This window comes from Mesotoga sp. UBA6090 (genome assembly GCF_002435945.1).
Classification (GTDB): domain Bacteria; phylum Thermotogota; class Thermotogae; order Petrotogales; family Kosmotogaceae; genus Mesotoga.
In genome coordinates, this window is sequence record NZ_DIXC01000079.1 from 16,569 (window position 1) to 38,001 (window position 21,433).

16 protein-coding genes and 3 tRNA genes are annotated in these 21,433 nt (G+C 45.8%); 11 read left to right on the plus strand and 8 right to left on the minus strand.

Annotated elements, in window-relative coordinates; translation table 11 throughout:
* Window positions 1-191, plus strand: a 191-nt coding sequence (locus tag B3K42_RS12360) for a helicase C-terminal domain-containing protein (RefSeq protein WP_292599043.1), incomplete at its 5' end; no start/stop codon positions are given.
* Window positions 191-820, plus strand: a complete 630-nt coding sequence (locus B3K42_RS12365) for a ComF family protein (RefSeq protein ID WP_292599065.1) — start codon at window positions 191-193, stop codon at window positions 818-820. The genes B3K42_RS12360 and B3K42_RS12365, both read left to right, overlap by 1 nt.
* A 14-nt stretch (window positions 821-834) precedes the next feature.
* Here B3K42_RS12365 and B3K42_RS12370 read toward each other — a convergent pair.
* Window positions 835-909: transfer RNA gene (locus B3K42_RS12370), tRNA-Gln, on the minus strand.
* Window positions 910-967: 58 nt separating this feature from the next.
* On the opposite strand from B3K42_RS12370, the gene B3K42_RS12375 reads away from it, so the two are divergent.
* Window positions 968-2,125, plus strand: a complete 1,158-nt coding sequence (locus B3K42_RS12375) for a glycosyltransferase family 4 protein (protein WP_292599045.1) — start codon at window positions 968-970, stop codon at window positions 2,123-2,125.
* Here B3K42_RS12375 and B3K42_RS12380 read toward each other — a convergent pair.
* Together B3K42_RS12380 and B3K42_RS12385 are read right to left on the minus strand one after the other, a co-directional pair.
* Entirely contained in the window at window positions 2,109-3,119 is a 1,011-nt protein-coding gene (locus B3K42_RS12380) for a lysylphosphatidylglycerol synthase transmembrane domain-containing protein (protein WP_292599047.1), read from the minus strand. The genes B3K42_RS12375 and B3K42_RS12380 overlap by 17 nt on opposite strands.
* The gene (locus B3K42_RS12385) at window positions 3,116-4,123 is read right to left on the minus strand and encodes a glycosyltransferase (protein ID WP_292599049.1); all 1,008 of its coding nucleotides are present in this window, start codon (window positions 4,121-4,123) and stop codon (window positions 3,116-3,118) included. Before B3K42_RS12385 ends, B3K42_RS12380 begins: the two co-directional genes overlap by 4 nt.
* A 498-nt stretch (window positions 4,124-4,621) precedes the next feature.
* Here B3K42_RS12385 and B3K42_RS12390 point away from each other — a divergent pair, with 498 nt between their 5' ends.
* Window positions 4,622-5,140, plus strand: coding sequence for a nucleoside-triphosphatase (locus B3K42_RS12390; RefSeq protein WP_292599051.1), 519 nt, complete (start codon window positions 4,622-4,624; stop codon window positions 5,138-5,140).
* On the opposite strand, the gene B3K42_RS12395 is transcribed toward B3K42_RS12390, so the two are convergent.
* From B3K42_RS12395 to B3K42_RS12405, 3 genes are all read right to left on the minus strand, one after another.
* Window positions 5,119-5,195 (minus strand) — tRNA-Cys (locus B3K42_RS12395). The genes B3K42_RS12390 and B3K42_RS12395 overlap by 22 nt on opposite strands.
* Window positions 5,196-5,553: 358 nt before the next feature.
* Window positions 5,554-6,837, minus strand: a complete 1,284-nt coding sequence (locus tag B3K42_RS12400) for a peroxiredoxin (RefSeq protein WP_292599053.1) — start codon at window positions 6,835-6,837, stop codon at window positions 5,554-5,556.
* Between the two features lie 313 nt (window positions 6,838-7,150).
* Window positions 7,151-7,315: a hypothetical protein gene (locus tag B3K42_RS12405; protein ID WP_292599055.1), complete on the minus strand. Its 165-nt coding sequence runs from the start codon at window positions 7,313-7,315 to the stop codon at window positions 7,151-7,153.
* A 448-nt stretch (window positions 7,316-7,763) separates the two neighbouring features.
* On the opposite strand from B3K42_RS12405, the gene B3K42_RS12410 reads away from it, so the two are divergent.
* The 6 genes from B3K42_RS12410 (at window position 7,764) to B3K42_RS12435 (ending at window position 16,407) form a co-directional block, all read left to right on the plus strand.
* A tRNA-Asp gene (locus B3K42_RS12410) sits at window positions 7,764-7,841 on the plus strand.
* A 339-nt stretch (window positions 7,842-8,180) separates the two neighbouring features.
* Window positions 8,181-8,675, plus strand: coding sequence for a crossover junction endodeoxyribonuclease RuvC (gene ruvC, locus B3K42_RS12415; RefSeq protein ID WP_349680976.1), 495 nt, complete (start codon window positions 8,181-8,183; stop codon window positions 8,673-8,675).
* Window positions 8,672-12,913, plus strand: a complete 4,242-nt coding sequence (locus B3K42_RS12420; protein ID WP_292599058.1) for a PolC-type DNA polymerase III — start codon at window positions 8,672-8,674, stop codon at window positions 12,911-12,913. Before ruvC ends, B3K42_RS12420 begins: the two co-directional genes overlap by 4 nt.
* Window positions 12,914-12,921: 8 nt before the next feature.
* Window positions 12,922-13,968: a hypothetical protein gene (locus tag B3K42_RS12425; protein ID WP_110990609.1), complete on the plus strand. Its 1,047-nt coding sequence runs from the start codon at window positions 12,922-12,924 to the stop codon at window positions 13,966-13,968.
* Between the two features lie 100 nt (window positions 13,969-14,068).
* Window positions 14,069-15,415, plus strand: coding sequence for an ATP-binding cassette domain-containing protein (locus B3K42_RS12430; RefSeq protein WP_110990610.1), 1,347 nt, complete (start codon window positions 14,069-14,071; stop codon window positions 15,413-15,415).
* Window positions 15,412-16,407, plus strand: a complete 996-nt coding sequence (locus B3K42_RS12435; protein WP_110990611.1) for an alpha/beta hydrolase — start codon at window positions 15,412-15,414, stop codon at window positions 16,405-16,407. Before B3K42_RS12430 ends, B3K42_RS12435 begins: the two co-directional genes overlap by 4 nt.
* A gap of 255 nt (window positions 16,408-16,662) precedes the next feature.
* Here the strand turns inward: B3K42_RS12435 and B3K42_RS12440 are convergent, their stop codons facing one another.
* Window positions 16,663-19,434: an HD domain-containing phosphohydrolase gene (locus tag B3K42_RS12440; RefSeq protein WP_110990614.1), complete on the minus strand. Its 2,772-nt coding sequence runs from the start codon at window positions 19,432-19,434 to the stop codon at window positions 16,663-16,665.
* A gap of 159 nt (window positions 19,435-19,593) precedes the next feature.
* Here B3K42_RS12440 and B3K42_RS12445 point away from each other — a divergent pair, with 159 nt between their 5' ends.
* The gene (locus B3K42_RS12445) at window positions 19,594-20,787 is read left to right on the plus strand and encodes an alpha/beta hydrolase family protein (RefSeq protein ID WP_110990612.1); all 1,194 of its coding nucleotides are present in this window, start codon (window positions 19,594-19,596) and stop codon (window positions 20,785-20,787) included.
* Window positions 20,788-21,215: 428 nt separating this feature from the next.
* Here B3K42_RS12445 and B3K42_RS12450 read toward each other — a convergent pair.
* Window positions 21,216-21,433 (minus strand): hypothetical protein (locus B3K42_RS12450; protein ID WP_292599061.1); only part of this gene is annotated, 218 nt, incomplete at its 5' end.

Here is a 21,433-nt window from a genome sequence, read left to right on the forward strand (position 1 = left end):
TTGGCAGACTCATAAGAACAAGGAGCGATCACGGAGTCGTGATTGTAATTGACAAGAGAATAGTCGACCCTAACAGGGTATATTCGAAAAAGCTCTTGGCTTCTCTTCCGGTCGGAGCGAGTGTTCAAGCTATTGGCAGTAGCCAGATTCTGCGTGAGCTTAGAAGACTTAAGAGGGAGAAGTGGATCTGATGCTGAAGACAGTCATCTCTCATTTCTTACCCAATTACTGTTTAGTCTGCGAAAGAGAAATCGACCCTGCTGACTACCTCTGCAAGGACTGTTTGAATTCTATAAGAGGTCCGATAATGGCCCCCGTTGAACTCGTGAACATAGACTCGGCTCATTCTTACTGGAAGTATGAAAGCCCCTTGAAAGAGCTTATACGTGCTTACAAGTTCGAAGACAGGCCCGGCGTCGCTCGTCTTCTTGCAAAGATGGTCTTCGAAATGATAGATGCCTTTGCTCCAGCTACCGATGTGATCGTCCCGGTTCCAACATCTGTGCAGGCATTCATTAGGAGAGGTTTTGACACCAACCTGAGAATTCTCCGGCATCTTGCAAGAACGATCGATATTAAAATCGACAATGTTCTGTCGATTTCGGGAAAGACTGTCCCTCAGTCAACACTGAAGATGCAGGACAGGATAGATAATGTTAGAGACAAGTTCTTTTTGAGAAAGAGACCGAGAAGCACTTCGGTTATCCTTTTCGATGATGTGGTTACAAGCGGCGCAACTGCAAGCCAGTGTGCTAGAGTTCTAAGAGACGGCGGTGTCAAGGAGATCACTCTATTTGCAGTTGCCAGTGCGAAAAAATAGGGCCTCACGGCCCCTGGCTGGGAGAGGAGGACTCGAACCTCCATCGGCGGATCCAGAGTCCGCTGTCCTACCAATTGGACGATCTCCCAAGACAGTAAAGATTATAAAGCAGAATACAATTGGTGTCAAGACGTTTGGAGGCATACGATGAACATAGCGATGTTCAGTGATACTTATTCTCCTCAGGTTAACGGAGTGGTAACCATGATCAGGATGCTTGAGGAGAATCTTCAGAAAAGAGGACACAATGTCTATGTTTTCACAGTGGATCACCCCGAAGCCGGTATTCAGGAGAACGTTTACCGAGTTCCTTCGCTGAGATTTCCGTGGGAGAAGCAACACAGAATAGGCCTTCCAACGAACTTCAAAGAACTCATTCAAATCGTGAAGAGCCTCGACATCGACGTTGTGCACTCGCATACATCACTGATAGTCGGCTATCTGTCCAGTCTCGTAATCTCGAATCTACATATTCCCGGAGTTACGACCTATCACACAATGATGGAGGAGTATGTTCACTATATTCCTTTTATGGAGCCTATTTTGAGAGTATATATAAGAGGTCAGGATAGAAGGTTTTGCGACAAGAACAGAGCGGTCATCGCACCTTCGATCAAGATAAAGAAGCTGCTGCTCTCTTACGGCGTTTCGTCTCATATAGAGGTCATTCCAAATGGCGTTGACCTGACTCCTTTCATGAAAGAAGTCGATCTTGATGAAATCAGGTCGTTCAGGAACAAGTACGGGATTGGTGAAAATGAGAAGGTTCTGATCTTCGTCGGCAGGCTGGGAGAAGAAAAGAGTATAGACAAACTCATCGAAAACTTCGCCAGGATAAACACAGCTCTGCCGGATTCCCATCTTCTGCTAGTTGGAGACGGACCTCTGAAGGGCAAACTGAAGGAACTCGCCGGAAATCTCGGTGTTGGCGAGAGAGTTCACTTCACGGGTTTCTTGAAGTGGCCAGATGAGATTACGTTAGCCTACAAGAGCAGTGATGCGTTCATGATTGCCTCTCACACAGAGACCTTTGGCTTGGTTACGCTTGAAGCCATGGCATCCGGTCTGCCGGTAGTAGCCTTCAAAGATGACAGCATTGAAAATATGGTTCTAGATGGAGAGAACGGTTTTATGTGCCCCTCAAAAGAAGAGTTATCTACTGCGGCGATTGAGTTGCTTACAGATAGAGAGCTCATGGAGAGAATGTCGAAACGTTCTGTTGAAATTTCTAAGAACTTCTCTGCCGAGGCTAATGTGGATAGAACGCTGAGTCTCTATGAAAAGGTTGTCAGGAACGAGATCTAGACTTGAAACCAATTTCGTGTGCCGTGAGCAGTCCTCCGAAGATGATGTTGGCAAAGTAGCTGAAGAATCTCCAAATCAGCAGCGCGGCGCCGATTCCATCGCCGAAAAAGGACTTGAAAAAGAGTACATACCCACCTTCAGATACTCCGCTTGCTCCTGGCGTTGGAATAAGAGAGATGACAAGGAACAATATCAGCTGAACGGCCGTGATTTCTAGATAATTTACAGGCGTTCCAATAGAAAGGGCAACAAAATACGGGATGGATATCATGCAAACCAGCTGGGCAAGAGTACTTAAGGATGCCGTAGTTAGGGCAAAGGGTCTTCTAACCAATTCCTTCATTGAAGAGTGAAAAAAGCGCAGCTCCCTCATTGCCTTCTCGATTGACGATTCTTTCCGTTTTACTATTCTAATTTTGTAAAGAAAGCCGATTACGAAGTGAATGAGCTTCTCAGTTAGTTTAGGACTGAGAGAAAATAGAATCAGTGCCACCAGGACGATACTATTCAGCGCAAATCCGAAAATCGATAGCACGGCGAGATTAGAGATCTTCTGTGAAACGAGCGGGTAAGCCTTGAAAACGGCTACAACTCCAAGCAATGTGATTACGGTTTGATAAATCAGAAACCTTGAAACCAGCATTGCAGTCGATTCACCTACCGAAATGCCCTTTCTCTGCATGAATACAATCTGGGCCGGCTGTCCTCCGGAGGAGAAGGGAGTAATTCCGTTGAAGAACGTTCCGATTACCGTTATCTTGAAAAGATAGGAGAAGGGAATCGACAGGCTACGCATTAACGCGAAAACTTTAAGGGTTATCGCTTCAAAGAGCCATGTTCCAACTGTCAGAGAGAAGGTCAAGAGAATCCATCCTGGATTGGCTGCAGCAAGATATGAAATCGACTTGCTGAAATCTGTGACCATCAAAACAATTAGTATGATCAGGACACTCACTGCGATAGCGATCACAGAGTTTCTGGTCGATTTCTTCATAGCTTTTTATCAAGAACCTCAAGATAGATGTTTTTCAGTTTTTGACCGATAATTGAGAGATCCCTTTCTAAAGCGGTCTCTTTTCCGCATGAAGACAGTTTCTTCCGGAGACTGTTGCTTTCTAGCAGTCTATCGATATGTTTGATGAATTCCTGGTTGTCATTGCCTTTGAGACAGTTTTCTTCATGTCTCATCCATTCACTGTAAACTGGAATGTCTCTGAGGACAATTGGCGCTTCAGTAGCCAGTGCCTCCAGAACAACAATCCCTTCGGTTTCCTCATAGCTTGGAAAAAGGAAGACATCACAGGCAGAATATGGACCGATAATCATCTCCTGTGGAATGAATCCGGGGAACTTCACGTTATCTGGAGGGTTCTTCAGAAGATGCCTTATCTTTGCGGGCAGGAGACTGCTTATCTTCGCTCCGAACCAGTAAAATGTCAGATCCTTCCTTGTATCGGCGATCTGGCAGAAATCTATTACGCCCTTCCTTTCGAAAGGGAGGCCTACAGAGACGACCAAGGGTTTCCGGATGTGGTTTTCGGAAAGGAAGCTCTCTGCCAGAGATTTACTTTTTGTGAACTTTTTATTGTCGACCCCATTTGAAACTGCCCTAATCGGCAGAGTAATACCGTAGTTCATGACTAACTTCTTGGCATACTCCGTGGGAGAAATCAGAAAGTCAGCCGAAGAATAAAGCTTGATTAACCTCTTTTTCAGCCAGGGAGCAATCGCGTTCGAAAAAGTGAACGAGTTTCTGAAATCCTCATAGGTTGTATGCGTATGATAGATAATGGGAATCCCCAACTTCTTCGATTTCTTGAGAATTCTTTCAGCCCCGGGTCCAATAGTGTTGATGTGGACGATATCGAAGCGGTCTTCCTCATTCGTTGTGTATTCAACGCCCACCTTGTCAAGGGCGGACATCTGGTGTTTGAGTGCCATTCCAACGCCCGACTTACTGAAAAGCTTTTTACCTTCGGAATATAGCAGAACCTTCATCTCTACCTCCAGGAGATCTCCATGTAGATCGTTAGTGTAGCTTCGCCAAAGATGCCCATCTGCTAAAAGTGATCCTGTAACAGAAAGTAATTGCGAAACCTAAACCGAAGAGATCTCTGTTCTGTTGTCAGTCGCAATATACTGCATATTTTGCAAACGACTCTCGAAGCGGCGAGACGCTCTTCAACGTCTATTCTAACCCATCTCGAAGCATTTAGCATATCCTTTGCATTCAGTTCGAAAAAGGGTTTCCCTAACAGAACTAGCGTGGTCCTCATCCGTCTTGATTATCCATATTTGTTTCCCAACTTTGGAAGAAGCGAACCACACTTCACGAATAAGACACAGAAGATCTTCTCAAGCACATTAGGCATGGAGCGCATGAACCAAGTCATTGAGGTATACTTATGCGTGTTGCAGATAGAGTATTATAGAGGCGTAAGTAGTAGCATTTGCTGTCTTCATGAGTCTTCGTTGATAATGTTGGGGGAATTCCTAATGAGATTTTTCATAACAGGAGAGAGAAATGCAGGAAAGAGTTATCTTGTAGAAAGAGTTAAGGCCCTGGCCAAGTTCACAGGGTTTGAGACGCGCTTTGACGAGAATCTAGTTGAACTTCACATTAATTTCTTTGGTGGCAATTCGTTTCTCATAGGTTCTAGAGACAACGGGCGATTGAGAATTGTTGAAGAAGGGTTCGTGTCAGCGACAAGGCTTCTTGGAACTATGGAGATCCCGTCCGATCATATACTGATAATGGATGAGATAGGTTTTCTCGAGGAAGACTCCCCCGAGTTTCAGCAAGCGGTTGTCTCTGCGCTCAGGCGTGCCAGGCACTGTCTCTGTGTTCTCAGAAAGGGCAACTTCTCGTTTATAGGACACCTGAAGGCTTCGATGGGAATTAGGAGCATCGAAATCACTCCTGAAAACAGAGAGGAAGTCTATAGCAGAATCGTCAGGGAGATAGAAAAAGAGAGGGCATATCTACCCTCTCCTGGAGGCGACGAAGGGATTTGAACCCTTGAGTAGAGATTTTGCAGACCTCCGCCTTTGACCCCTTGGCTACGTCGCCCAACGAGATTTATTCTAGCATGTAAATGAGATCATTTCAACAAAAGGGCCGCTATCGGCGGCCCTCGGGGTGGAAAATTCTTCAGGAGGGAGGTTGGCTCCCTTGTTCCTTGGGTCAGGAACCAACTTGCAACAGGACGCGGGGACATCCTTTGCAACTCAATGATATATTGTTGCTTACCCGAAACCAAATGCGAATTCGTCCGACCTGAAACGAGTAAAGTGATTTAGCACTCTTTATCTACACTATGAACACCAATTTGAAAGAATGCTCTTTGCTCTTGTATCCGTAATACTTTGAAACTCATGCGAAAGATAGAGTTCTTGCGAGCACTCTCTGCTGAATAAACAGGTCTGGATCACTTGTCAAGAACGAATTCTCTGAACCAAATATAACTGGTAAGCCCGAAAGTGGGAATTCTGAACACCGGATATATGGGAATCGAACCATCGCCCGCCTGAAGGACATAATCGTCAAGATACTCGATCCTACCTTCCTTCGAGATCAAGAACATGCCGTTCGACAACGGAGTGCTGTAAAGCTCAACTGCAGCTTTATCGGCTATCAGGTGCAACCAGGAGTATTCGTCAAGAGAGTCTGCAGAAGTGATTTCGTCGCCGGAGTAAAGCCATATGAGCTCAACTTTCGGTTTTGTGGAATACTCATTCCATGTGACAAGCTCATTCAAAAGGCTTCTCAGCCTCTTCTCTTCTCTGCTGGTATCTTCGCAATCACCTGTAGCGCATGGAAATCCGCCGTTGAAAACTTCAAGCGGTGTCTTTGAAGTCACGACTACAATGATGGGATTTCCGAGATAATCGCTCATAGAAAAGCTCTTTCCGTGTACGTCTCTGGCTTCGAACAGAGGTGCGACCGAACCTTTTTTCAACAGAGGCCTGTTCTGGGCATCTTCATCGACCTGCTCGAATGTGACTTTTCTGCCGTCCCTGCTGATCTCGCTTACTCTGTAGTTCTTATCGTTGATTCTTATGACGCTGGTCGCTTCGAAAAGCTCGTGATTCTTATGAACCATGTCTATAGTTCCATCTCTGTCTAGATCTATTCCGATGAACACTTCGTCTATCTTATCGGCCAGACCATCGGGCGCAGTAGGAAACAGGGCGATTCCGATCAGCTCTCCATCGACTTCCAGGACACCTTCCCTTCTACTCATGAGTAAGTAGTCGACTTCGATGCCTTCCTTTTTTGGAAGGATCGCGCGAATTTCAAGATCCTGGGTCATGTAAGATGATTTCCCGTTGGAAAGATATTCTACTCTTAACTGTTGACTGAATTTATAAGTGCGGCTTTCATTGATCACGGGCCCTCTATATTGTCCGCTTATCGGAATGTTGTTTAGAAAACAGCCGTCGTAATCGCTGTCGATCCAGAGGATCGGAGGCTCGACGTTCATGATCGCTATGTTGACAGTTGAATCCCCGATTCTGATCTGTCCGTAGAAAACACGCTCATCTGCGAGTGCGCTGACTCCTTCCGGTGGATAAATACTCATTTCGACATCGCTTCCGCTCGCGATGTAGGTCCAGCCCATCCGTTCTGTAAGGTAACCGGATAGAGTACCGGCAAGCATCGCCGACGAAATCGACAAAACGACAAGAAAGATAGCTACCCTTCTAGCCATACTAATCATCTCCTTAATTCATATGTTAAAGATCCGAACAAAAACAACTTTCACTCACAGCTTCGGCTTCAAAATCATCTTCGACTTGGAAGAAATAGAACATTATTGTGCATTTGTTACAGCTGGCCACGCCAAATCCGTCGCAGTCAATATCCACGTAAGTCCAGTTCCATGGACTTGCGTCAATCGAGTATCTGCATTCTCCATAAGCGCTTGCATATACGCTTAACGGGTTATTGTTTGAGTCGTAATGACGTGCTTCTGTAGAAACACAGCAGTTCATTGTGAAGGGTACCACATCTCTACCATGACCTTATGTCAGCGTGTAGCTATATGAGAATTCTGTGTAAAGATAACAGTCGCATTCATACAGATAGCAGCCGGGGTCCTCCACTATTGTGATCACACCGCCAGTTAGTCCAAATGTCAAAGCCGACAGGAAAACGAAAGAAAAAATCAAAAGACATCTCTTCAACATCAAGACTCCCTCCTTTCTATTCATTAGATGCAGTGAAATAATAACACAATATATAATATATAAGAAATAATACTATAATAAATGATCAGTGAAAGACACTAAATATTCGTGATTAGGTCTTCCATGTTACCTAAATCGTAGATTATCAGTAATATTGTGTTATTGGTGATTATTAGGAGAAGTGCTCGATAGAATGAAGTGTACGTGATGTGTGTACGCATTGAATCATCAAAAGACATATGATACTATCTGTAGTTTTCTCTAGAATCTGGGGCCAGCCCCCGGCGAAAGTTCCTTCTCCCATATCCCTGTTTGCTCTAGATTCTTCATTACGGATCACTTCATTTGCCCCCAGTCATCACACCGCATTCTATATGAACAGCAATATCATAAGGGCAGACCGGGCTATTGACAGATAGATGCTAGTAATGTAGAATCTCTTATGTTTGGGGACGTGGTGAAGTTTGGTTATCATGCCGGTCTGTCACACCGGTGGCCGCGAGTTCAAGTCTCGTCGTCCCCGCCAGAGAGAGTCCTTAGGGGCTCTCTTTTCATTGATGGAGTCTCTTCTGGTATAGTTTCAGAAGACACGTGCAGGGAAAAAGATCTTCCGGTCAATATCTTTTTAACTTCTTTCTGACTGTACGCGGTTAGAATATATTCAGGGCAGTAACTTCAAGACTATCACCGGGTTCTTGGTCAAGCTGATCTGAATGTGCGATCTCGATTTTGCACTTGAAGATTTGGAAAGCCGATAAGAGATCGAACTTGCGATTTTGACCTGAGGGGACCCTGTACTTACTATTCTGTTTATTCTATAATGATGGTTCGGTTTTTATGGAGGTGCTGGTAATTGCCGGCTTGTGTGAGGGTTCTGGGAATTGATCCGGGCTTTGGTACTGTTGGATACGGTGTGCTCGAAATGAGGACTTCAAAGATAGAACTCGTTTCATATGGCGCGATCAGAACGGAACCCGATGAACCGATTCCAGACAGACTCCTGAAGATCCATGATCAGCTGGAAAGACTCATACAGGAATGCAGTCCAGACGAGTCGGCGGTTGAGGAGCTTTTCTTTTTCAGGAATGTCACCACCGCGATACAGGTTAGCGAAGCAAGGGGAGTAATTCTTCTTGCCATGAGGAGGCATGAAGTGCCGATTTTTGAATATACTCCCCATCAAGTGAAGCTTGCCATTACAGGGTATGGAAGAGCCGAGAAGGGACAGGTTCAGAGGACTTTGAAAGCCTTTCTGCGGATGAAGGAGACTCCGAGACCCGATGATGCTGCCGACGCTCTTGCGGTAGCCTGGTGTCACCTTGCTGCAAGGAAGTTTCCCGGAGGTGTTCGAAAGGCATGAAGCTGTGCATGAGGAATTTAGAACTTCCAATAAAAAGACTTCTATCGAATATTGTCGAAACCGATTCCTCTGTAGAATGTGAAGGCATAGAAGTTTCGGAGATATCTATCGACTGCGATTCAAAAGAGATAATGATCAAGATCGGATGTGAGGTCAGTATCGAGCTTAAGGATTTTCTGGAGTCAGCATTTCGGGAGAAGGCTTCTCAGTTTCTCAAATCCTCGGTCCGTCTCTATTTTCAGCCCGTGGAAAGTGGAGCAGTCAAGGCCGGTGAAGAAATACCGGAGGGAGTTAGTGATGCGCAGTTCAGAGAGATATTGAAGCTCACGAATGGGGCATCCTCTTATTTGGCTTCTTCAGAAATGGCATTCAGTGATGACAGGATATTGATCACTGTTTACGATCAGTTCTCGTTTCAGCGAATCAGTGCGAAAAAACAGGACTTGAGAAAGGCAATTGAGAAGGTTTGCAGGAGAGCCATTCCTTTCGAAATAATACTCGATATCCGAGACGATCAGAATGATCTGATCAATGAAGAAGTTTCTAGGCGAGAGGTTGAAAAGGAGACAACCGTTTCTTCCGGTGAAGTTGATTCAGTCTTGATGGGTAGAGAGATAAGAGCCGTTTCCAAGAAGATGAAGGAAGTTCTCGGGAATGAATCCGATCTGGTTGTGAGAGGAAAGATCTTCGGGCTTGAATACAGGAACGGTAAGATTTTCATCCTCACATTCAACGTCACCGACCACACAGACTCTCTTACGGTGAAGCTAATTGGTGAAAACGCTCGCTCTCTTTCAGAGAAGCTCCGTGAGGGTGATGAGATAACTATTAGAGGAAAGATGGAAACAGACAGCTGGATGAAAGACGAAATCCTTATTCCGAGAGACATACAGAGAACAGCTCTTCCCAAACGTGTTGACGAATCTCCTGAGAAGCGAGTTGAACTCCATCTTCATACAAAAATGAGCGCTCTCGATTCGGTTGTGGATGTTCGAGAACTGGTGAATACCTTGAAGGATTGGGGACATGAGGCTGCCGCGATAACCGACCATGGTGTGGTCCAGTCCATTCCGGAGTTCTATTTTGCTGCAAAGAAGAAGGGAATCAAACCGATATTCGGTATGGAAGGTTACATGATTAACGACTCCCAGCAGATATCAATGAATCTGGATGAAGAAGACTCATCGCTCGATGATGCTTCGTTTTTGGTTTTTGATCTTGAGACTACAGGTCTCAATCCTAAAGAGGATGAGATCATTGAGATAGGCGCCATCAAAATGAAGGGAAGTGAAGTCTTAGGCACTTACTCCACCTTTGTGAAGCCGGAAAAAGAGCTCTCTACAATGATCACCAGCCTGACGGGAATTGCCGAAGATATGCTTTCCGAAGCACGTCCGATCAAAGAGGTGCTTCCCGAATTCACGAAATTTGCTGAAGGCTGCATACTAGTCGCACATAACGCTTCTTTCGATTATGGATTCGTCCGTAATTCAGTGAAGAAGCACTTCGGAGGCGACTGGGAAATGCCGTGCATCGATACCCTGGCACTCGCAAAGAGCCTTTTCAGGTCGAAGAGTTATTCTCTCGATAATGTTGTCAAACGGTTGAAGCTAGGTCATTTTGATCATCACAGAGCTTACGAAGACGCAAAGGTAACGGCCGAAGTTCTGAAAAAGTTTGTTCAGCTTGCAAAGAAGAGAGGGGTTCAGAATGTAAACGAACTTGAGAAACTCAGGAAGAACCAGAATCTCGATTCGTTGAAACCCTTTCACATAAGTATCCTTGCAAAGAACAAAAAAGGACTGGAGAATCTCTACAGATTGGTCACAGCTTCTCACACGAAGTATTTCTACATGAAGCCTAGAATACCCAAGAGCCTGCTTGCCGATATGAGGGAAGGCCTTCTAATTGGCAGCGCATGCGTTTCCGGAGAGCTGTCTAAAGCCTATATAGGTGGAGCAAGTACAGATGAACTCGAGGAGATCGCCAAGTTCTATGATTACATTGAAGTCATGCCGCTGGATAACATCGACACTTCCGAAGGCGAGACTAACATGTCGAGGGAAACGCTTGCGAATATGTATCGGGAGTTCTATAAGGTGGGAAAGAGACTGAACATTCCAGTTGTGATGACGGGGGATGTTCATTTTCTGAATCCTCATGACGATATCTTCAGAGCAGCGATAAATGCAGCTCAGGACTACGATAACTTCCAGAACCAACCTTCGCTGCATCTCCACACTACGGAAGAGATGTTGGGCAAAGCAAGCGAGATATTTGAAGACGAGAAAGTTGTCAGAGAAGTAGTCATTGACAATTCCAGATACATAGCTTCGCTGATCGAAGAAGTGATACCCGTTGAGGGCAAACTTCATCCTCCAGTAATCGAAGGAGCTGATGAAGAGGTAAGGAAAATGGCAATCGAGAATGCCGAAAGTCTCTATGGCAGTCCTTTGCCAGAGATCGTTGAAAAAAGGCTAAATCGAGAGCTTGGTGCCATTATCGGCCACGGCTTCGCAGTTCTTTATCTTATTGCTCAGAAGATGGTGAAGAAGTCTAATGAAGACGGTTACGTTGTCGGCTCAAGAGGTTCCGTAGGCAGCTCTCTCGTGGCCAACGTAATCGGCATAACCGAAGTGAACCCCCTCCCCCCACATTATCTCTGTCCTGAATGCGGCAAGTCGATCTTTCCAGAAACCGATCTCGAATGCGGTTACGATCTTCCCGATATGGACTGTCCCGTCTGCGGAAAGAAAATGTCTAAGAACGGGCAGAGCATACCATTCGAGACCTTTCTCGGATTTGAGGGAGACAAGGTGCCTGATATTGACCTTAACTTCTCCGGCGAATATCAGGAGCGCGCTCATTCTTTTATCGAAGAGTTGTTTGGAAGGGACCATGTGTTCAGGGCCGGCACAATTTCGACTCTTGCAGAGAGAACGGCCTTCGGTTTTGTCAGAGCCTATTCCGAAAAGAGCGGTAGAACCCTTCGAAGAGCAGAACAGGAGAGAATAGCGCGAGGGATTGTAGGTGTCAGAAGAACAACTGGTCAGCATCCCGGTGGACTCATGATCGTGCCAAAAGACATGGATGTTCATAGTTTCACACCAGTACAGCACCCCGCAAACGATACGAAAGGTTCAACGTTGACAACACACTTTGCTTATGAAGTCATACACGATGATCTTGTCAAGATAGACGCACTGGGTCATGACGATCCCACTTTCATCAAGATGTTGAAAGACATCACCGGGGTCGATCCTGAAAAGATCCCAATGGACGATCCTGAGACGTTGTCAATCTTTTCTTCTTTGAAGTCTCTAGGGGTCAAGTATCACGAGCTAGGGACGGACATGGGAACCCTCGGGATTCCAGAGTTCGGCACTACTTTCGTTCGTAGTATGCTTTCAGATACCAGACCTTCTACCTTTGGGGAGCTTGTCAGAATTTCCGGTCTTTCACACGGAACTGATGTGTGGCTGAACAACGCAAAAGATATCATCACCTCGCGGCAGGCTTCGCTATCGAATGTTATTGCCTGCCGGGATGACATAATGAACTATCTAATTGCCAGGGGAATGGAGCCAAGAGATGCCTTCAAGATTATGGAGAAGGTCAGAAAGGGCAAGGGCTTAAGCGAAGAGGATGAAAGAGAGGTAAGATCTTGCGGTGCTCCTGAGTGGTTTGTCAATTCCTGTAAGAAGATCAAGTATCTCTTCCCCAGGGCACATGCCGCTGCATACGTTAGTATGGGATACAGAGTGGCCTATTTCAAAGTACACTATCCCCTTGCCTTTTACAGCACCTATTTTTCGATTAAAGGCGGAGAGTTTGATATAGACATCTGTACCTCGGACACAAATTCTATCAAAAAAGAGATAATTAGATTGAGAGCTGATCAAGACAGGAACGTTAAAGACAGGGCGAAGGAGACACTCCTTGAAGTAGTGATGGAAATGCTATACAGGGGATTCAGCTTCTTGAATGTTGACCTTATGAAATCACATCCTACTAGATTTCTAATTGAAGGCAAATCCCTCAGGATACCCTTCAACAGACTTCAAAACATGGGCGACAAAGCCGCGAGATCTATCGAGCAGGAAAGAGAGAAGAGGGTTTTCTCTTCAGTTGAGGATCTGGTGAAAAGAACTTCTCTAAACAAGACAAGTGTAGAAATGTTGAGAAAGTATGGTGCGTTGAAGGGGCTCGCAGAGAAAGAACAGATAAGGCTGTTCTGAGGATTGAGATGAATTTCAGGCTGGTTTCCTCGGATTATTCAAAGCTGATAGATCTATTCGGAAGGGTGTCAGGCACAGTTGAGCCGTCCTATCGTTATTTTCAGATCTATTATAGAAGGGGTCTGAAGTTCTTTGCGACTGACGGGTGTCTGAAGCTTGAGTTCTCATCCAGCCTTCCTGTTGATCCTTTCACCGGTGTCTATTCAGTTCCAATAGACTACGCGCGGGCTTTGAAGAGCTCAGACGAAAAGTCGTTCGTCTCTTTTTCCTCTGAAGGAGAAACCATTGAAATCAAGACTGATTCAGAGACACTTAGCCTTCAGAAAGCCCGAAGTGATGCGATTCCTGCCATGGAAAGAAAGTTTGAGTTCTCTTCGCGTTTTCCTTTGAAAGAGTTCAACGAATCTCTGAACTTCGTTTCTGCGGCATCGATGGAAGGCGATACCGTTGAGATCTTTTCAAGGGGGAGCGAGACGATTCTTGCAGCGTCGGCCGGCAGATTGGTCTTGCTGTCAATTCTCGAATATGAGCCAAGAACTGACTTTCACTTTTCTCTTCAGTACGTAACTGTCAGACATCTTGTGAAAACGTTGGAGTTGCTGAAAACAGAAGAGCTTGATGCCGGAAGCGGAATTTCGGATTTTGGATTGAAGGCAGGGTCGTTGCTTTTTTCTATTTGTACTGATGAGACCGAGTTTCCCAAACCACCATCATTTCTCTTCAATGAGACTGCCTCGGGAGTCGGCGTGCAGAGAAAAGCCTTTCTTTCTGCTTTACGAAAGATCACAAGGCTATCCAGGCGTGGCTTTTCGGTTCTTATGATATCAGACGGAAAAAAGCTTAAGCTGTTTCTCAAGGCCGGCAGCCTCCGGTATGACTGTGAAATTGCGGTCTTCAGCGGAGAAGAATTTGTGATCCAGGTAGATCCAAGAAAGCTGCAGTCAGCTCTTTCGAGGATCAACGATTCCTTGATTCTCCTATTGATGAGGAAGGGGAATCTTCTAATGGCGGGCAAGAAAAGCAAGAAGTACCTACTGATTCCGCTCATCAATTAAGATGGGTGACTTGGATCTGATAGTATTGAAGCGAGCGTGATCCTTCGCGGATTTCCCGGAAACGGGTTGCGAGGACTTTCTCAACTGGAGTTGAGGTCTGATGAGTATTCTTGAAGTTAGAGGAATTGAGAAGACATACAGTGGAAAGAGAATTCTGAAAGGTGTTGATTTTGATCTGGAGAGTGGGAAACTGACTGTTCTAGGAGGTTTGAACGGGATAGGAAAGTCGACGCTCATCAAGATAATGAGTGGAGACATTCGTCCGGACTCAGGCGAGATAGTCTTTGACGGCAACCGGGTCGAATTGCGGTCAATCGTTGAGGCAAGACGGATCGGTATAAGTGCCGTTTATCAAGAATATATGCTTGTTCCCGATCTTACGGTCTCTGAGAATATCTTCCTTGGATCCGGCAAGTTTGCTATCAGCAGAAAAAGGATGAACATCGAGGCGTCACGGCTGCTTTCCAAATTTGGCCTAAGCTTGGATCCTTCGTCAAAAGTCTCTTCTCTTTCATCTGACGATCAAGCGCTGCTGGAGTTTGTAGCCGCTGTATTCTCGGAGCCCAGAGTCCTAATGATCGATGATCTGTTCTCAGTTTTGGGAACCGAATCCAGGAAGCGGCTTCTCCAAATGATGGAAGCGATCAAGAACAATGGAACAGCTGTTCTTGTTGTAACTACCGATCCAAACTTGATGCTGCTGGCAGATCATCTGCTTTTTATGGATGAATCGGGAGTTGAGCACCTCCCCTGCCCGATCGAAAAGGGAGCGATACTTAAAAGGATGGGAGCATCGAGTGATTTCTCCATACTTCCCGCAGAAGGAGAACTGCTGATTGAAATAAGTAACCTTGCCGGTTCAGGGCAAGATCTTAGATTGAAAAGAGGAGAGGTTCTGAATATCTTCTGTGAGAGTGGAGAGCTGTTGAGAGCGTTTACACGAGCTATGACCAGACAGGATCCCTTTACAGACAACTCGGTCCCGTTATTTCGAGAGGCGAAGAGTTTCTTCGATAGGTTTTCCTCCAGATCGTCTTCTACTGCAGCCGAAAAGTATTTCGGCTCAAACCTTAAGAATACAGGACTTGTTTCTCAGGTGATGTTGAAGAAATCGGGAAGTTTCAAATCATCCAAGTCACTCAAGAAAAGCTTCATTCTAAACAAGGAGAGCGTTGTTTCAGTCAAGAGTTTTCTTGCAGGCCTTGAAAGAATCCCGGGGTTCTCCGGACTCGTATCTGAGGAAGACAAAAAGCTTTCACAGTTGAGATTCGATGCCTGTGATCTCTATGTTTTCGTAAGACCCCTGCTAGGGCTGGATGCGGTTTCAATGAACGCTCTTTCAACTGTTCTTCAGGATATCGTAAACAGATCTAAGGCCGCAGTAATTATATCAGACGAGGCTGGGAGCAGTACTTTGAGCACGAGGAAAATGAGGAGCGCCGGATGAATCCCGATTTCTCTTACGAAAAGAAGAAGATAGAGTTTTCCAGTGGCTATATATTTAAAGGGAAACACTATCGTTGTTCTATCATAAAGTATGCTTCTCTGTACAAGAATTGTATGAAGGGAACCGAAAATGTCGAGGTCTATCATTTCTCTCCAAGAGAACGCGCTGTCGGCTCGATATTAATACTTCACGGTTTGGGTACTGTCAATATTCCCTTCCTCTTCTGGATGGGAAGCCATTTGGCAAGTGCCGGTCTTCAAGCTTCTGTGATGATTCTTCCGGGAAACTATACGAGAACGGCAAGTGGTTCCACTAGCGGAAAGGACTTTTTCTCGCCGGATTTAAGAAGGCTTACCGTATTCTGGGAACAGGCCGTCGTAGATACCATGACGACCATAGATTTGCTCCAGCAAGAAAACATCTGGTGGGACAACAACTGCCTTTTCGGCTATTGCCTCGGAGGTATGGTCTCCACAATAGTCAACGCAATCGACAAAAGAATAAACGACTTGATTCTGATGACCGTTGGTGGCAACATCGCCAAGATAATTTGGCGGTCCCCGGTGCTGAAATCTATTCGCCTTTCACTTCGAAACGGTTCCGGTGAAGAAGGGTATATAAATGATGAAAAGAGGCTGAACGCGAGGTTCAAAGAAGACTCTCTGGCAGTTAAGAAAATGAAGAGTGCTTCCGAGCTACTAGAATCCGATCTTCATCCCCTGTTCAAAATCGATCCTCTTGCTTATGCTCGGTTCAACGACAGCAAAAAGGTGACCATGATCGAGGCGCTTTTTGACAAGACCCTTCCAGTACAGTCGAGAAAACAGTTGTGGGAGGCTTTCGGCCGACCGAGAAGATACATAGTGCCGATCGGCCATGTTTCGTGGTTTCCCTTTGAATATGCTATTGGCAAGTACATTCTGAAGAAACTGGGGATCAAAGAGGCAAGAAGAAAGCTGCGCCTTCTGGAGAGCACTAAACCTAATGAATGATTGCGAGCCTCAGAAAGAGCTTTCAACTGCTTTCTGGCCGATCACTATACACAGTGGATAGCCGAAGTAGTGATTAGGCCTTTCGAGTCAGGAAGAGCTGCTGAATCATGATCCGCTTCAGATGACAGCGTTTGATAGTTTTGAGGACTGAAAGGTCTGTCACCCTGGCCAAGAACGAAGAACTTCTTTTCCTACACTGCAACCTCGAGCCTACGTGTACTTGTCAAAGAAAAGAGTACGCATAAATGAAAAATGTTATACGCTCAAGAAACTGACAAAGGAATCAACCAGCTCGGGATCGAACTGCTTCCCAGAACATCTGCGCAGCTCTTCTATTGCCTCTTCGCAGGATACCGGGTGTTTGTACGGCCTTCCGCTTGTCATAACGTCGTAAGCGTCTATTATTGACATGATTCTTGCCAGGAGCGGAATTGATTCGCCAACCAGTCCTCTGGGATACCCTGAGCCGTCCCACCATTCATGATGACTTAAGATCTCATCCGCGATTCCCACCAGTTCGGGCGAAGAGAGGGCGATTCTAAATCCGGCTTCGGGATGGGACTTGATTTTCTTCCATTCTTCAGAGGTCAGACTGCCGGCTTTTGTGAGTATCTCCTCTGGGACTGCTATCTTTCCAATATCGTGCAGAGCGCCAAGGAGCAAAAGATTATCAAGTTTGGCTTCAGATAATCCGATGAACTTCCCGAAATCCCTGCTGAGAGACTTGATCTTTTCCGTGTGTTCTTCGGTCTCATAACTCTTGTTAAGCAGGCTCTTCTCAAGCACCTCGACCGTTCTGCTTCTCATGGATATGTTGTTAAGAAGCTTGTCTCTGTACATTTTCTCTTCGGCAGAAACAAGCGTCTCGCGAAAATCCTGATCGACGTCGGATTTTGTTCCAATCCCGAATGAAACGCTTATCGGCAGATCGAATCCCGTTATTTGAGTAAGGGCCTTCTTGATTCTGCTTACAAGGGACTCTGCCGACTGTGTGTTGGTTTGGGGAAGAAGCATTATGAACTCGTCACCTCCCCATCTGGCGATTATATCGTCAGATCTCAGAGAGGACTTCAAGCATTCGGCAACGGCTTTCAGCAGCCTGTCACCTTCCAGATGGCCGAAAGCGTCATTAACAATCTTTAGTCCGTTGACGTCTCCCATAACTATGCTCATTGGCATTTGGCGCCTCACGTTCAGTCTCTCCACTTCTTCTTCGAAGAAAGATCTGTTGTAGAGAGAAGTGAGGGGGTCATGGAAAGTTACATAGTGAATCTCTCTGTCTGACCTTATTCTGATAATCGCTTCGACTGCATGAGCCATTAGCGTTTCGACAAGTTTCACTTCTTCCTGTTTCATCGGCGACTCATGATACGACACGAAGGCGCCTATGCTCTTCATTGGAACTATGGAAATCGATTCGCTGCAATCGGGGACTACTTCGCGAAGTGACGCGGCATCTATGAACGTTGAACTCCCGCTCTCTATCGAGTCTCTCAAAACTCCGCTCCTGAAAAGGTAGCCCTGGAGGGTTGAAATCTCTCCTTTGGTTTCGAGAGTAACCAGTTCCTGATTGTAAAACAGATACAGGCCAAACTTATCCATGCCGCATATGTCGACTGAAGCGTCAATTATCGAGTGATATATTGTGTCTTCCTCATTTGATTTCTCCATCTTCAGGGCAATATAGTGGAGTTTGGATACTCTTTCTTTTGTCTTTTCCAGTTCCTCTTTCGCGAGTTTTTCATCGGTTATGTCTCTGATCGCTCCGCAAATGCTCCTGATGCCGGAAGCTCCGTCTGAGTAACTTGGTCTCGAAAACTCGCTTACCCATCTCAAGGCGCCGTCTTTCCGGATGATTCGGTATTCCAGTTGCTGCTGATTGCCGGACCTCACGCTTTCCAGATGTCTCCTGTAGGAATCGAGATCCTCGGGATGGACTATCGACTCCCAGTCAAACTTCTGAAGTTTCGGTTCATCGATACTGTATCCGCTGATCCTTTCGTAGGAGTCGCTTCTCCAGACTTCTGGATCGCCCCCATTGTCTGAGTATTCAACCTCATAGTAGTAATCGGATATTGTTTTGGACATCGATTTATACCTCTTTATGGAAAGCAAAAGCTGAGCTTCAACCAATTTCTCTTCCTCAAGCCTTTCACTCAATGAAGCAGTTTTCTCCCTGACCTGTCTTTTCAAAGCTCTGTTCCATAAATACACACCGCCAAGCACCAGAAGAACAATTATTCCCACCGGAAGAAAAAAGAGCAAAAAACTCGACCAGAAACCGCTTGTGTCAGTACCGTCAATACCTCCAACCCACTTGTTGTAGATTCGTCTGTATTCCCCATTAGAAGAGATTGTTGAGAGTCCCTCATTCAGTAAAGAGAGCAACTCTCGATCTCCCTCACTCACAGTGAAAAAGTATTCAAGCCGAATAAAGGGATTGTTGGACATCACAACATCCTCAAAAGAGAGTTCTTCAAGCAGAACGAGTCCCTGTAAGGTACCGAGCAATATGGCATCAACCTGCTCTTCATTAAGCATCCTGAGAGCGATCTCCGGATACTCAACTCTCATGATTTCACTCCCGACGAGCTCGTTGGTGACAATCTCGTCCGTAAGATCGCCTTTCTGTACGGCTATTCTCGACTCTCTCAAATCATTCAACGAGGAAAACTTGCCGGCAAGTTTGTTGGAGAAGATGGAACCATGAAGGACTATATGTGGATTGGAAAAGTCCACGAGCGAATCTCTTCCTTCTGAGTAGTACATAGCGAGCAAACCGTCAATTTGACCGCTCTCAAGTGCGGACCGCGCGTTCGTCCAGGTACGCAGTTCTATCTCTATTTCGAAATCGAGAGCTTTGGAAATCGCCCTGAGGATATCAACATTGAATCCTACTGGAATTCCTCGTTCATTCTCATATTCAAACGGCGGATAGTCAATGTCACCGCCTAATCTGTACTCTGCTTCAGCAAAAACGACCAGAAAAACTGAGATGAAGAAAGCAGCTGATAATGCTTTTCTCATAACACTCTCCCAGAAGAAGATAGTCTTCCTCAGAACCAACTATAACATTATATGAAAGAATAATTGAATATCTTCGGGAGAGGTTTCGGCAAACAGTCGATCGGTGCCCACCTTTTATTACTCAAGTATTCTGTGTAATAATGGAGAGAGGTGATTGTTTTGAGTAGAACTCGTGGAACCGTCGATATTGGTTTAATCACAGGAGTACTTGCGATAGCGGCACTGGGAATTCTTGCCTACCTCTTTCCTACGACGAAAATTCCCGACCCTGGTGGAGAGTACGAAGTGGGACTCCAGGTCATCGAACTAAATGATGAGACGAGGTTTGACCCCTTTTCCGATGCCGAGATGACCAGACGGCTGGTGATAGACATTTGGTATCCGGCAGATGAGACTGCTGGAAAAAGAAGAAGTCCGTGGTTCAGGAGTCACAGGCTCTTCGTAAACAGCCTGGCTGACAATTACGATCTTCCTCCCATATTATTCCAGTTCCTGAGAGCCGTCAAGACGAACTCATTCATAAATGCCGTGCCTTCGGAAAATGCGAAAAACCTGCCCGTAGTCATTCTTTCCCCGGGAACTCCGGCCATAGTTCCACTGTATTTTTCTTTTGCAGAGCACATGGCCAGCAGAGGCTTCGTTGTGATTGGAGTAGAACACCCCTATGGAGCGGCGGTGGTTGAGTTCTCAGACGGCTCGCAATTTCATTTTGACAGGGAAAGGGTGATGGACCTTCCCGGTGTCGAGACATTCGAAGAAGGGGTTAGGCTTTCGATGCAACTGATGGCAGAAGATCTCTCCTTTGTGATAGATTGGCTAGCACGGCTAAATCAAAGCGACCACGAACTGGCAGGAATCTTCGATACAAGCAGATTGGTAACATTCGGCCATTCGGGCGGAGGAGGAGCGGTCCACTTTGCTTCAATCAATGATCCAAGGATTATGGCATTGCTTTCGTTTGATCCGGCTCTGTTTGTAATGAGTAATGAGGAGATAGATAGAGGGATCAAGATACCTTCGCTGATTATGGAAACCGACGAATGGAAGTATCGCGAGGAATCGGGAAGAATCTCTGACATGATAGAGGCCAGCCCCGTTCCGCCCTTTCATATAAGGATACCTGAGGCCAAGCATCCCGATTTTGCTATGCTGGATCATCTTTCGCCGTTAGCCCATTATTTGGGGTTTACAGGTCTCTTTATGAAAGATGGCGGTGAGAGCTATCTTTACAGAGTGATTTACAGTTTTCTGGAATACGTCTTTGGAAACCAGAGCAGGACTGAATTCTACTCTGCTCTTCTTCAAAGAGAGGATGTGGCAGTCTTTGAGGGTACTGCTGAAATACTCAGATAGACTTCTTGTTTTTGGGCATCAGAAGTGTTTTGGTCACCATTGGCAAAGCTCATGAAAGGATTTCGAGTGATAAGAGACCTAGCCCGGAGAAAAGCCTCAGTGGGGCAAAGACAAGAGAGCGATATCCCTCGACAAGGTCGGTTAGTTTGAGGGTGTCGCGGGATTAACCTCTTGCAGTGACGGGAGATTTCCTTCTTTCCTAATGCCTTAGTTAGCAGATGAACGGACTAATCGACTTTCAAAGCGAGAGAGATGCCATATACAATAGCTGTTGCTATTTCAAGTCTTATACCAGGAACCCCTTGTTTGCTGAATTCAACAGAACCGATATTGCGGCGGAACTACAGGAATCACCGCCAGTTTGAAAGACTGAAGTTGAAATCTTCATGATTTTACTTCGTCGACTGTGGGGGCCACATCCATCGGAATCAAAGCAACCTTCCCGAACCGTCAACGAAATTGTCAACAAATAGTGGATTGACGATCATCTCTTGCGTTCTCTGCCAGTGCAGGTCGTTGAAGTACGGATCAACTCTTGTTCCACCAACGAGACCATAAGGCCGCGTTCGGATAAAAGTTGCAGCCGACTTTTCCCTAGTCGTGAACATTCGCTTGCTCCTTAGACTCAACTTTGACAGCATGAAAT

What these genes read in the sequence shown, in the direction of transcription:
- B3K42_RS12405 (WP_292599055.1), bottom strand. Translation starts at nt 7,315, where the DNA reads ATGTTGAAGAGATGTCTTTTGATTTTTTCTTTCGTTTTCCTGTCGGCT.
- B3K42_RS12425 (WP_110990609.1), top strand. Translation starts at nt 12,922, where the DNA reads ATGAATTTCAGGCTGGTTTCCTCGGATTATTCAAAGCTGATAGATCTA.
- B3K42_RS12435 (WP_110990611.1), top strand. Translation starts at nt 15,412, where the DNA reads ATGAATCCCGATTTCTCTTACGAAAAGAAGAAGATAGAGTTTTCCAGT.
- B3K42_RS12375 (WP_292599045.1), top strand. Translation starts at nt 968, where the DNA reads ATGAACATAGCGATGTTCAGTGATACTTATTCTCCTCAGGTTAACGGA.
- B3K42_RS12385 (WP_292599049.1), bottom strand. Translation starts at nt 4,123, where the DNA reads ATGAAGGTTCTGCTATATTCCGAAGGTAAAAAGCTTTTCAGTAAGTCG.
- B3K42_RS12365 (WP_292599065.1), top strand. Translation starts at nt 191, where the DNA reads ATGCTGAAGACAGTCATCTCTCATTTCTTACCCAATTACTGTTTAGTC.
- B3K42_RS12400 (WP_292599053.1), bottom strand. Translation starts at nt 6,837, where the DNA reads ATGGCTAGAAGGGTAGCTATCTTTCTTGTCGTTTTGTCGATTTCGTCG.
- B3K42_RS12440 (WP_110990614.1), bottom strand. Translation starts at nt 19,434, where the DNA reads ATGAGAAAAGCATTATCAGCTGCTTTCTTCATCTCAGTTTTTCTGGTC.
- B3K42_RS12420 (WP_292599058.1), top strand. Translation starts at nt 8,672, where the DNA reads ATGAAGCTGTGCATGAGGAATTTAGAACTTCCAATAAAAAGACTTCTA.
- B3K42_RS12380 (WP_292599047.1), bottom strand. Translation starts at nt 3,119, where the DNA reads ATGAAGAAATCGACCAGAAACTCTGTGATCGCTATCGCAGTGAGTGTC.
- B3K42_RS12430 (WP_110990610.1), top strand. Translation starts at nt 14,069, where the DNA reads ATGAGTATTCTTGAAGTTAGAGGAATTGAGAAGACATACAGTGGAAAG.
- B3K42_RS12390 (WP_292599051.1), top strand. Translation starts at nt 4,622, where the DNA reads ATGAGATTTTTCATAACAGGAGAGAGAAATGCAGGAAAGAGTTATCTT.